Genomic DNA, 12194 nt, shown 5'->3' with positions numbered 1-12194 from the left:
AAATAAGCTTAGCTATAAGGATTCGTCAGCAGCATTTTTCTTTTCAAAGGCCCGAACTTTGTCTACCAGAAGGTCAAAGTCCTTTTTCAAAGTTAGTACGGTTTCCTGAAAGTCATTTTTAGTCGATTCATAGGGATACGAAAGATAGAGTTTATTGAAGCGCTTGGTTAATAATTTATATTCAGGTTTTAGTATATCCTTTTGTTCCCTGGATAGATTGTTGAATAGCTCGGTTCCAAGACCGTAGGGGCCTGAAGACAAAAGAGCAAGCTCATTTAATACCTTGTCCGTATATACGGATTCAGAAAGCTCCTGCTGATAGACGGTTGCCTCAATAATCGCTTTACGTACGGCATATTTAATGACAAAGTAAAAAACAATGGCTAAAAGAATAATTGATCCAAAGCTGATACCGATAGATTGCATAATAGTTCTCACTCCTATTTAATTATTTTGTGTTGCCGATAGCTTAGTAGTTTCTTTCAAAAAGAATAAAGCCGGGCTTGGTTGGATGATCATAGATTTGTGTATGCCTGCTCTTTAAAGAATAAAGAACAATCATCAAATCGCCGCCGGCTAAAAGAACGTTGAGAGCTGCCGCCAGAAAGGTATAATTTCCGGGAAAAAGAAGCAGCAGGAGTGTACAGCCGCCCCCTAACACAATGATTGGAAGCAGCGCACCAAACACATAATTTTTCCAAGAAAGAGATTCTTTGCAGTGACATAAAGGATTGGGAAAGCCGAAAGTAATCTTAATGCTGTGCCATTTATTTTGGCAGAATAATCCCCAGCCAAAACCATGAATGTACTCGTGGACGACAATCGAGCTGACTAGAATCAGCAAAAGCAGCAGATAATTTATATCAGCAGTTTCTTTTAGCGGTTGTGTATTAAGACTTCGATAAAGAAAAAATAAACCGATAATCAACGGTGCTGGAAGCAGCAGTCCCAAAACATTTACTTCCAGACCTGTAAATACCCGTTCCTTGATCCGATAGCCTTGGGCAGTCATTTCCTTACACAACTGATAAAAGTGTTGAGGTGCATCATTGTCTTGTTTCATTTTTATTTACTCCTCTCTTGTTTGGTTACCATCTAAATTTTGTAAAAGAGTTCGCAGCAGGGCAGCGACAACAGGGAAAATTTGGTTTCTTTTTACAGTTTCTATAGATAAAGACTATCGGATTTATCTATAGAATAAAGAAAATAGAAAGTATTTTTTCAAGAAAAAAGCTATAGCTGAGGATTCTTTGTTATAATAAAAATTAACTGTTATTTAAAAGAAACTATAGTTTCTTTTTTGAGGGGGAGTAGTATGCATTTAACGGGAAGTTTGTTTCGAAAATTTCGAGAGCGGAAAGGCGTTTCAGTTCCCGAAGCAGCGAAAGAAATTGTTTCGCCGCAGTTTTTACGAAAATACGAGCGGGGAGATAATGATGTTAGCTTAACGAATTTTTTGAATTTATTATATAAGGAAAACATTTCAGTGGTCGAGTTTTTCGGAGAATACCACGAGTTGACTGTGGATGTGGTATTGGATGAAGCAGAGCGTGAATTTGATCTAGTTATCAATGGTCATCGTTCACTGCTCGCACAAAAAATTAGCCAGAAATACCATAAAATTTATCAAGAAACGCAGGATCAGAAATTTCTTTACCTTGCATTGACCTGTGAACAAATTAGCTATGTTCTATTTAAAAACAGACCAGAGGTTGACCGCTCGCCAATTTCAGAATATTTACGTTCTGTTGAAGAGTGGGGGCGTTTTGAGTTCTTTATTGCCCAGTATTCAATGTTTCCACTAGAGGATGAAGAAATCTATCGAATGACCGTTCATATTTTTCGTAAGAAAGCTCAAAATACAGTCAACTATTATTATCTTCATGACTTCTTCCTACAGGTTTGTCTGGAATTTATTCGTCGGGAAGAGCTGATTTATGCTGAAGAAATTTTAAACCTGTACTTATCAAAGCTGGAAGATGACCGGGAATTGAAGTATATGCCCTTTGACTCTTTTGCCCGCTTTTTAGGAGGTATCATCTTGGTTAAACGAAATGATCCGAAGGGGAAAAAACTCTGTGAAGCGGTTATTACTTATTTTGAAGATGTATTGGGCTATACCTACTACGCAAATCGTTTGAATTTATCCTATACAGCATTTCTGGAAAAATCAGAGCTTTCATAAAGCTGAAAAAATTGCTCACTGCTAAAATTAAAAATTTCTCATAAAAACAGTTGACATCTGATCGCTTTTTCTGTAAGATTTACATTAACTTCTAAATTGACAGAAAATTCAGCAAATAAAGGATGTTGATTGTTATGAGAAAAACAACATACAAACAAACATTTTTATTATTATTAGTTAAGGACTCGGCTATCTAATCATTAAGCAATCAGATTAGAACGGAAGAGTCCTGTTTCGCATTTGCATGAACGGGATGAACGATACGCATCCCAGCCATGGGATGCTTTTTTTGTTGGAACTCTTATACTGACTACAAAGTAGAGTTCCAATACTTGGCGACTGCGAGGAGCGAAGTAACAATTCTATTCACTGCGATTGCTGATAAGCAGAGCAGATGATGAGCAATACAAGGCGAACGTAGAGAGTGTTGTGACCTTTGACCAAATTAGAAAGGTTCCAATACTTGGCGACCAAGAGGAGCAAAGTAGTCTTTGAAGAATAGAGTTATTTATAATAGTCATAATATTCTGAATAATAAGAATAATGAGTAATCAGGAGGAAAAAACAATGAAAAACATTCAATTCTTTGACACCACTTTGAGGGATGGTGAGCAAACACCAGGCGTCAATTTTAATACAAAGGAAAAAGTTCAAATTGCACTGCAGCTGGAAAAATGGGGTATTGATACGATTGAGGCCGGCTTCCCGATTGCTTCAGAAGGAGATTTTGAAGCAGTTCAGGCGATTGCCGGAGCTGCTAAACGGATGACTGTGGCCGGCTTGGCCCGCTGTCAGACAAAAGACATCGACCGGGCTTATGAAGCGTTGAAGGATGCAGTACATCCGCAAATTCATATCTTTTTGGCAACTAGTCCCATTCATATGGAGTATAAGCTAAAAATGACGCCTAAAGAGGTAATCGCATCCATAGGTGAACATGTAAGCTATGCAAAAACGAAATTTGAAAAGGTTCAGTTTTCCCCAGAGGATGCCACAAGAACAGAAAAGGATTTTCTGCTGAAGGCAGTTCAGACAGCGATTGATGCTGGAGCAACAATTATTAATATCCCCGACACAGTGGGTTATTCGAATCCTACAGAGTACGGACAGCTGTTTAGCTATCTAATTGAAAATATTGAGAGTGAGCAGGAAATAATTTTTTCTTCCCATTGTCATGACGATTTGGGCATGGCTACTGCCAATGCCTTGGCAGCAATTGAAAATGGTGCTCGCCGGGTGGAAGGTACAGTGAACGGAATTGGTGAGCGGGCAGGAAATACAGCGTTGGAAGAAGTAGCGTTAGCACTGTATATCCGCAAAGATTTTTATCAGGCTGAAAGCAATATCGTTTTTAATGAAACCAAGCGCACCAGCGATTTGGTCAGCCGTCTCTCTGGTGTAGCAGTACCAAGAAATAAAGCAATTATCGGCGCTAACGCGTATGCACATGAATCTGGTATCCATCAGGACGGTGTGCTGAAAAATCCGGATACGTATGAAATTATTACCCCCTCACTTGTAGGCGTAAATACTAACTCATTGCCTCTAGGAAAATTATCAGGCCGTCATGCTTTTGCCACAAAAATGGAAGAGCTAGGCTATCAGTTTACTGAGGATGAGCTGAAAACAGCATTCAAGAGCTTTAAAGCATTAGCTGATAAAAAGAAACAGGTGACCGATGAAGACTTGATTGCCCTAATGGTTGGACAAACACAGGAGCTGGAGGAGTGCTGTCATCTCGAACGAGTTCAGCTTCAATATGTATCTGATGGCAGTCAGGGAGCAATTGTTTCGATGAAAACAGGAGAAACAGAAACTAAAATGGAATCAGCCATTGGTTCAGGCAGCATTCAAGCGATTTATAATTCCATTGACAAAATCATGGAACAAAAACCAGAGCTGAAGCAGTATTCGATTAAAGCCATTACTGGAGGAGAAGACGCGCAGGCAGAGGTTTATGTGACAGTACAGGATAGCCGGACTAAAAAGCAGTTCAACGGTACCGGAATTGATTTCGATGTGCTGCAGGCCTCTGCCAAAGCATATGTACAGGCAAGTGAACGATTTAAAAGAGAAATGGAGCAGATGAAATGACAAAAAAAATAGTTGCATTGCCGGGGGATGGAATCGGCAAAGAAATCATGGATAGCACCTTGAAAATTATGGCAGAAATTATGGTACAGGAAGAGCTGGATTTTGATATTCAGGCATTTCCTTTTGGAGGAGCTGGGATAGACCAGGAAGGCGACCCGCTACCAGAGAAAACACTAACGGCTTGTAAAGATGCCGATGCCATTCTATTGGGTGCTATCGGCGGTCCGAAATGGGATGCTGCACCAAAACGTCCGGAGCAGGGTCTGCTGGCATTGCGTAAAGCACTAGGCTTATTCGCAAATATTCGTCCAATCAGTGTTCCAGATGCGGTCATTCACTTATCCCCATTAAAAGAAAAAAATGTTAAAGGCGTCGATTTTATCGTGGTACGGGAATTGACAGGAGGAATCTATTTTGGAGAGAAAAAACGTGAAACAGATCAGGCTTCTGATTTGTGTACCTATACGAAAGCGGAAATTCAACGAATTATTCGAAAGGCATTTGAAATTGCTCGCACAAGAAATAAAAAAGTAACCTCTGTGGACAAGGCAAATGTGCTGGCGACCAGTAAGCTTTGGCGGGAAACAGCAGAAGAGGTGGCACAGGAATTCCCTGATTGTACATTGGAGCATCAGCTGGTTGATTCAGCGGCGATGGTTATGATTCAGCGGCCTAAGGATTTTGATGTACTTGTTACAGAAAATCTATTCGGCGATATTCTCAGCGATGAAGCGTCTGTGATTCCCGGATCTCTTGGGATGATGCCTAGTGCCAGCCATAGCGAAAGTGGCCCATCCCTTTACGAACCGATTCATGGGTCGGCTCCGGATATTGCCGGACAGGATATTGCTAATCCAATGTCGATGATTTTGTCGGCAGCCATGATGCTCCGACAATCATTTGGAATGGAAGCAACAGCGAAGCGTATCGAGAGAGCCTGCGACAAGGTGATGGCTGCAGGCGTTTTAACAAAAGATTTAGGGGGTACGGCAGGAACGCTGGAATTCACAGAAGCGGTTATTAAGGAATTGAGAATCTAAAGTTTCTAACGATGAAAATGTTCGGCGGACTTATGAAAGAGTGCCAAGATTTGCAGAGAAAAAATCAATTTTTATAGCAGATACATCGTGGGGAAGACGATAAGGCAGAAGAATTAAGCTGATTTTATGATGAAAATCAATAACTGAGGGAGCGAAAGTCAATGGGAAAAACATTGTTTGATAAACTATGGGAACGCCATGTCATCCATGGTGAGGAGGGAGAACCGCAGCTGTTGTATGTGGATCTTCATCTAATTCATGAGGTAACATCGCCACAGGCCTTTGAAGGCTTGCGGGAAGCAGGCAGAAAAGTCCGCCGCCCGGATAAAACCTTTGGTACGATGGATCATAATGTACCGACAAAGGATATTTTTAATATTACAGATTTGGTTGCAAAAAAACAGATTGAAGCGTTGAAAAAAAATTGTGATGAATTTGGTGTTACTTTGTGTGAAAACGGCAGCGAACGTCAGGGAATTGTACACATGGTTGGTCCAGAAACAGGACTGACGCAGCCTGGGAAAATTATTGTCTGCGGGGATTCTCATACGGCGACTCATGGTGCTTTTGGGGCATTGGCGTTTGGAATTGGAACCAGCGAAGTAGAGCACGTGTTTGCGACACAGTCTATTTGGCAGCGCAAGCCGAAAAGTATGGGGGTAAAAATTACTGGTAAGCTGGCAAAGGGTGTCTACGCAAAGGATATTATTTTGGCATTGATTGCGAAATATGGTGTGGATTTTGGTGTTGGACATGCAGTGGAATTTTACGGAGATACGATTGAAGCACTTTCTATGGAAGAACGCATGACGATTTGCAATATGGCGATTGAAGGCGGAGCGAAAATGGGTATGATGGCTCCGGATGAAAAAACGTATGAGTATGTGCAGGGAAGAGAATACGCACCGGAAAATATGGAGAAGGCAATTGCTGACTGGCAGACACTGCCGAGCGATGCAGATGCGGTTTATGATGCTAACTTGGAGTTGAATGCTGATGAACTGATACCATTTGTTACATGGGGGACAAATCCGGAAATGGGGATTCCAGTTACAGGAACCTTCCCGGAAATTAAAGATATGAACGATGAACGGGCATACAATTACATGGACCTTCAGCCGGGCCAGCGGCCATCAGATATTGAAGTGGGCTATGTGTTTATCGGTTCCTGTACCAACGGACGCCTTTCAGACCTAGAGGAAGCAGCAAATGTGGTACGAGGTAAGAAAATTAAAGAAGGTATCACTGCAATTGTTGTTCCCGGATCAAGACCGGTTCGTAAAGCAGCTGAAAAAATTGGACTGGATAAAATTTTTAAGGAAGCCGGCTTTGAATGGCGGGAACCAGGCTGCTCAATGTGTTTGGGAATGAACCCAGACCAAGTACCCTCAGGAGTACACTGTGCATCGACCTCTAACCGAAACTTTGAAGGACGTCAGGGAAAAGGCGCACGTACCCATCTATGCAGTCCAGCAATGGCTGCTGCTGCTGCATTGAACGGAACATTTATTGATATCAGAGAGGAGCTGGGTGCATAATGGAGGCTTTTACACAACATACAGGGACAACAGTCCCGTTGATGAACGATAATATTGATACGGATCAGATTATTCCTAAATCATTTCTCAAGCGAATTGAGAAAACCGGCTTTGGTGAATTTCTATTTGATGAATGGCGCTATCTGCCGGACCGCACGCCAAACCCTGAATTCATTTTGAATGAACCCCAGTATCAAGGCGCAACCATTCTAATCTCCGGCGACAACTTCGGTTCCGGTTCTTCCCGAGAACATGCTGCCTGGGCGTTGGATGACTATGGCTTTCGTGCAGTCATCGCCGGCAGCTTTAGCGACATCTTCTACATGAATGCCACGAAGAACGGTCTATTGCCAATCGTGCTACCTTTGGCAGCACGTCAGAAGCTGGCAGCCCTGCCGGCAGCCCAAACCATCACCATTGACCTACCGAAACAGCAGGTTCTCGCTGATGGCGAAGCTTACAGCTTCGATATCGACGGAACCTGGAAGCATAAGCTGGTTAATGGCTTGGATGATATTGCGATTACTCTGGCTTATGAAAAAGAGATTGGAGAGTATGAGAGTAGGGAGAAATTATATAAATAGAATATGGAAAATGAAACCAGCATCTTATTTTTTGGAGATTGCTGGTTTCATTTTCCATTAATTAACAATTAAATAAAAAATATTGATTAAAATCGTATTTGAAGATTTAAACAAAACTTATATCGATGTGTCGCAGCATCTAATACAATTTTTCCGACATTCTTATATCTGGAAGTACTGGGTGTATCGAATGAAGTATGAGTATATAAATATTGACTCAATTTATTTCGATCATAAATATGGTAACAGAGAACTTCAGCATTATCTTTTACGACTATATACCCACCTGTTGCCTCATCTAATCCATGCCACGGGGTTTTAGGAACCATGCCTAAAGCACAAGCAACTAACAGCTGCTTAATTTTATACTCAATTATTTCTTTATTTTCATCTGTTTTTTTTACATAGGAATTTAGTACCTCAGGAATTCTCTTTCCTTTGACAAAATAAGATTCTTCAAATAGATAAGAAAGTAGTTCTGGCATACGATAGTCTATCATTTGTAGATTTCTTGAAAATATATCAGAGGAGACACTTTCAAATTCAAGTTTAGCTCCTTTTTCATAGATTTTAGCAATCCTGTCTTTTATTTTAGAACTACCATTTATATTGTTTATTTCCTCTATATCTTCTATAGATAGTGTATCAGATGCGGATACAACATTATAAGTAAAGCTAGTACCATTGGAAGAATTTAATAAAGTAGCTCGGCCACCAATATAAGATTTAACACTAAAACTTAGTTTAGGTTGAGTAGATGTCATAACATCGTGGACCTTAATAACCAAATCTCCTTTAAGCTTATTTCCCGCCTTTAATGAATGAATTTTTAAATTTTCAATAAAAGGTTCAATATTCGGAATTGCAAAAGTACTACCAACTCCATTTTTAATACTCTCAAATAATTTTTTTGTTTCAATTTGAAAAATATCGAATGGTACAGTATATAATTTTCCTTGAATTTCAAAATCTATAGTCGAATTAGATATATTTCGGAAATACTCGTTATCACTTTGAAATGCAGAAATTATATCATATCGTATAGCAGAATCCTTAAAAAGATTTTCATCAGCTCCATAAAGTTCGCCGTTTGCTAACGAATAAAGAAAAGCATAAAGCTCTGACCATTCCCCTTTGTTATACTTATGAACCACTATGATTATTCCCTCTCTCGTGTTCAATAATTTCAGAAATATTATAGCTAATACCTGAATGAAGTTTTAGGGTTGCTAGTTTTCTGACTTTACTCTATTATCTCATAAGTAGGAAAAAAAAAGAACGGTCAAATGTTTGAATTTTTAAATTGAAAAATCAAACATTTAAGTGTATAGTATACGAACAAGGGTTCTAAGGAGATGTATTATGAGAGGCGGGTATAGAGAAGGTTCTGGTAGGAAACTATCCAAAATTAATAAAGTATCAAAAAATATATATTTGTCTGAAGATTTATTCGATAGAATTCGTAATTTAGATATGAAAGAGTGCAACAGCTTTAACAAAAGATGTTTGCATTTAATTAATTTAGGAATAGAAACTGAAAAAAGAAAGAATGTGAATACTTTGGAAAATAAATTGAAATTTATAGATTTATTTGCAGGAATTGGTGGCATAAGAAAAGGTTTTGAAGATGATAGTACAATTGCTGTGTTCAGTTCAGAGTGGGATAAGTTTGCTCAAAAAACTTATGAAGCTAACTATGGTGAAATTCCAGCTGGGGATATTACTAAAATTAAAGAAGAAGATATTCCTGAGCATGATGTTTTATTAGCGGGGTTCCCATGTCAGCCTTTTTCGATGATAGGTAAACGAGAAGGATTTGAACATGCAACACAAGGCACTCTTTTTTTTGATGTATTAAGGATAATCAAATTTCATCAACCAAAAATGTTTCTTTTAGAAAATGTACAAGGGTTATTAACAATTCAAAATGGTGAAACATTTAAAATAATAAAAGAATCTTTAGAAGAGGCGGGTTATGATATATTTCATGATGTATTAGATGCTCAGAATTTTGGACTTCCTCAAGTTAGAAAACGAGTAGTAATTGTAGGATTTAGAAAAGATTTAAATATTGACAATTTTTCGTTTCCGCAAGGTGATAAAGAAAATAAAAAAACTATTGGTGAAATTTTAGAAGATAATCCGTTAGGATATTCAATTTCTAAGCATCTTCAGAATAGTTATCTATTTAAAAAACAAGATGGAAAACCTCAACTGGTTGATAAATCCTCTGATTTTCAAGTAAAGACGCTAGTTGCAAGCTATCATAAAATTCAGCGTTTAACAGGTACTTTTGTCACTGGAGGTGAAACAGGAATTAGACTATTATCTGAACTTGAATGTAAACGGCTAATGGGATTTCCTGATGATTTTGTCGTTCCTGTATCAAGGACTCAAATGTATCGTCAATTTGGAAATAGTGTTGCAGTCCCTATGATGAAATCTGTTGCAGATGAAATGAAGTTAACTCTATCTAAAGCTGAAAATACTGTCAGAATTTAAAAAGCTATATGAATAAGTATTAGGTTTGACAGTAGTGAAGTACAAGAAATTTTGAAGTATAGAGATACAGGATTAGAAATTCATATCTTTGTGCAAAAAGAAGCAAAAAATCTAGTGGCTTTGTTTATCTAGGCCAAGCTATCCCTAGAATAAATAAAGTTGATCCGAAAAGAGTAAAAGATGAGAGTAGAAATGATATTGATATAGTGAGTATGGAAATGGCTTTAGAAAAGCTTATTCCTCTTGAAACTTATGATTTTATAAAAACAAAATAATAAAAGAACACTTGAGAGTGGGACAATAGCCAGAAGAGAATCTGATCATTGTCCCACTTTTTTTGATTTAAGGGTACACAAAAAGCACACAACTTTTAGAGTTGGAACAATATATTCCAGAAACCGATGTCGCTTTTGCGGTCAATGCCTTGGTCTAAGCAATGCCCAAACACTTTTCAATGAATTAGAAGAACAACAGGCCTACCACCCTAAAATGATGTTAAAAGTTATTTTATATGCGTATATTCAACGGGTCTTTTCCAGTAGAAAGATTGAATTTCTGTTAGAAGATAGCTATCATATGCGCTTGTTAGCCAACCAAGAACAAGTCAGCTATCAAATCATCAATCGGTTCAGAAGTCATGAGACAACCGCTCACCTTTTAACAGAAGCCTTCATCTTGTTTCATCGATAACTCATTACCAATCGAGTGATTGATAATGAAGCCACTTTTATGCGGATGAAAGACAACTATATGCGCAAAGGTCAGCTAAAGCCAGGTTACAATTTACAAATCGCAACAGAAAATCAGTATGTCCTAGCATATGATTTATTCCCAAACTCAACAGATACAAAAATCTTAAATCCGTTTTTAGATAGATTTTTAGAGCAACACAAGGAATTACCCGAATATATTGTGGCGGATGCCGGTTATGGTAGTGAAGAAAATTATATGTATATCAATGATATATTGCATAAACCCCCTTGATTACGTATGGAAACTATCATGAAGAAATCAAAAAAGTCCCTTTATCATTGAAAACTGAAGCAATCTTGAAGAAGAAGATACGTACATTTGTCCTGCTCATCGGGTAGTCCCCTTCAAGCAATATAGCTAAAGAAAAGATAAAGATGGATTTGTACGTGACTTCAAAATTTACGAATGTGAAACTTGTAGAAGTTGCCTAGTTCGTAGTCACTGTACGAAAGCAAAAAGTGATCGGAATCGGAAAATTGATGTCGAACCAGTGTTTGGTCATCTGAAAGCTCATTTGACGTTCCATCTTTTCCACTTAAGAGGAAAACAAAGAGTGGAGATTGACATTGGCTTAGCCCTCATGGCATTAAATTTAAGAAAAATAGGGAAATATATGGAGAGAAAGGCATCTATAATAGAAAAAATAAGCTCGATTTTGACATTAACCATCAAAATTGAGCTTATTTTTTTGAGAGAGGACTATTGTTCCACTCCCATTACTATTTTTAATTCTTTAAGTGTGTAAGCCGGTTTTCTCTTATGCAACATTGCATGACAATTAGGGCAGACTGGCTTTAGGTCTTTTATTGGATCGATTTTATATTCTCTGCCAATACTACTGAGCTCTATTTCATGGTGAACGTGAATATAATCTTTCCCAATATCTCCATAAATTTCTTTAAAATTCATTTCACAAATTAGACAAGAAGTTCCATAAAACTCAATACATTTCTTTCTAGCTTCAGAATTTCTTTCATATTTGTTGGTCACAGATCTCCTCCTTGCTCCTTCTATGTAAGATATACGTTTTTTAGGTTTAAACTCATTTGGCACCATCGACAAATTATCAGTGAATCCCCAAACAATATGGGCAGGATCTGTATCCTCAAAGTCTTTAATAAACCCTAATCCTTGGAAAATAAAACGTGGGTCGGTACTATCTTTACGAGTGAAGATATAAATTTCATAGTCACCACTTAGAAAATTTTTAATAGTACGTGTTGAAAGGGTATGCTTTGTTTTAGCAAACCAGTAAAGACTATCGTTATTTAGTATATTATGATAGTCATGCCCCGTTCTACCTGGTGAATTTATATTTGCAAATAAAAAGTAGCATCCATTAAATGAAGCATACCCAGTCCCCCATTGTCCACCAATATTACCTGGATCAATAGCTCCAATCAAAGCTTTTACATCTTTTCTAGTATATGTTTCCCCCATATCAAAATTATATTTCAAAATAACCATCCCTCTTCAAATCACTTAATAAAATCATAAT

Annotated in this window: 10 protein-coding genes and 1 pseudogene; 7 read left to right on the top strand and 4 right to left on the bottom strand. The window is 38.1% G+C overall.

What is annotated here, in order from left to right; genetic code table 11:
• Window positions 1-12 precede the first annotated feature (12 nt).
• Both ACPWSO_RS00665 and ACPWSO_RS00660 read right to left on the bottom strand, forming a co-directional pair.
• Complete coding sequence (locus tag ACPWSO_RS00665) at window positions 13-426, bottom strand: DUF6019 family protein (RefSeq protein WP_426080839.1); 414 nt, start codon at window positions 424-426, stop codon at window positions 13-15.
• Between the two features lie 43 nt (window positions 427-469).
• On the bottom strand, window positions 470-1063 hold the full coding sequence (locus ACPWSO_RS00660; protein WP_426080838.1) for a DUF3267 domain-containing protein: 594 nt from the start codon (window positions 1061-1063) through the stop codon (window positions 470-472).
• A gap of 252 nt (window positions 1064-1315) precedes the next feature.
• On the opposite strand from ACPWSO_RS00660, the gene ACPWSO_RS00655 reads away from it, so the two are divergent.
• From ACPWSO_RS00655 to leuD, 5 genes are all read left to right on the top strand, one after another.
• Window positions 1316-2185 (top strand): hypothetical protein, encoded by an 870-nt coding sequence (locus tag ACPWSO_RS00655; protein WP_426080837.1) that lies wholly within the window; start codon window positions 1316-1318, stop codon window positions 2183-2185.
• A 567-nt stretch (window positions 2186-2752) separates the two neighbouring features.
• Entirely contained in the window at window positions 2753-4279 is a 1527-nt protein-coding gene (locus tag ACPWSO_RS00650; RefSeq protein ID WP_426080836.1) for a 2-isopropylmalate synthase, read from the top strand.
• Window positions 4276-5319, top strand: a complete 1044-nt coding sequence (gene leuB, locus ACPWSO_RS00645; RefSeq protein WP_426080835.1) for a 3-isopropylmalate dehydrogenase — start codon at window positions 4276-4278, stop codon at window positions 5317-5319. Before ACPWSO_RS00650 ends, leuB begins: the two co-directional genes overlap by 4 nt.
• 161 nt (window positions 5320-5480) lie before the next feature.
• Window positions 5481-6857: a 3-isopropylmalate dehydratase large subunit gene (gene leuC, locus ACPWSO_RS00640; protein ID WP_426080834.1), complete on the top strand. Its 1377-nt coding sequence runs from the start codon at window positions 5481-5483 to the stop codon at window positions 6855-6857.
• The gene (leuD, locus tag ACPWSO_RS00635; RefSeq protein ID WP_426080833.1) at window positions 6857-7441 is read left to right on the top strand and encodes a 3-isopropylmalate dehydratase small subunit; all 585 of its coding nucleotides are present in this window, start codon (window positions 6857-6859) and stop codon (window positions 7439-7441) included. Before leuC ends, leuD begins: the two co-directional genes overlap by 1 nt.
• A gap of 86 nt (window positions 7442-7527) precedes the next feature.
• Here the strand turns inward: leuD and ACPWSO_RS00630 are convergent, their stop codons facing one another.
• Complete coding sequence (locus ACPWSO_RS00630) at window positions 7528-8595, bottom strand: HpaII family restriction endonuclease (RefSeq protein WP_426080832.1); 1068 nt, start codon at window positions 8593-8595, stop codon at window positions 7528-7530.
• 208 nt (window positions 8596-8803) lie between these two features.
• Between ACPWSO_RS00630 and ACPWSO_RS00625 the strand changes: the two genes are divergently transcribed.
• Window positions 8804-9943: a DNA cytosine methyltransferase gene (locus ACPWSO_RS00625; RefSeq protein ID WP_426080831.1), complete on the top strand. Its 1140-nt coding sequence runs from the start codon at window positions 8804-8806 to the stop codon at window positions 9941-9943.
• Between the two features lie 376 nt (window positions 9944-10319).
• Window positions 10320-11441, top strand: a pseudogene (locus ACPWSO_RS00620) (transposase).
• On the opposite strand, the gene ACPWSO_RS00615 reads toward ACPWSO_RS00620, so the two are convergent.
• Window positions 11396-12154, bottom strand: coding sequence for a DUF3427 domain-containing protein (locus ACPWSO_RS00615; protein WP_426080830.1), 759 nt, complete (start codon window positions 12152-12154; stop codon window positions 11396-11398). The pseudogene ACPWSO_RS00620 and the gene ACPWSO_RS00615 overlap by 46 nt on opposite strands.
• Window positions 12155-12194: the final 40 nt, after the last annotated feature.

This window comes from Enterococcus sp. LJL51 (assembly GCF_049894025.1).
Classification (GTDB): Bacteria; Bacillota; Bacilli; order Lactobacillales; family Enterococcaceae; genus Enterococcus_L.
Note: the sequence above shows the minus strand (reverse complement) of the source record. Positions and strands in the feature narration are given on the sequence as shown.

Bases quoted from the DNA above. Each gene is read 5' to 3' on its own strand.
- ACPWSO_RS00655 (WP_426080837.1), top strand. From the start codon at position 1,316: ATGCATTTAACGGGAAGTTTGTTTCGAAAATTTCGAGAGCGGAAAGGC.
- leuD (WP_426080833.1), top strand. From the start codon at position 6,857: ATGGAGGCTTTTACACAACATACAGGGACAACAGTCCCGTTGATGAAC.
- ACPWSO_RS00660 (WP_426080838.1), bottom strand. From the start codon at position 1,063: ATGAAACAAGACAATGATGCACCTCAACACTTTTATCAGTTGTGTAAG.
- ACPWSO_RS00650 (WP_426080836.1), top strand. From the start codon at position 2,753: ATGAAAAACATTCAATTCTTTGACACCACTTTGAGGGATGGTGAGCAA.
- ACPWSO_RS00625 (WP_426080831.1), top strand. From the start codon at position 8,804: ATGAGAGGCGGGTATAGAGAAGGTTCTGGTAGGAAACTATCCAAAATT.
- leuC (WP_426080834.1), top strand. From the start codon at position 5,481: ATGGGAAAAACATTGTTTGATAAACTATGGGAACGCCATGTCATCCAT.
- leuB (WP_426080835.1), top strand. From the start codon at position 4,276: ATGACAAAAAAAATAGTTGCATTGCCGGGGGATGGAATCGGCAAAGAA.
- ACPWSO_RS00665 (WP_426080839.1), bottom strand. From the start codon at position 426: ATGCAATCTATCGGTATCAGCTTTGGATCAATTATTCTTTTAGCCATT.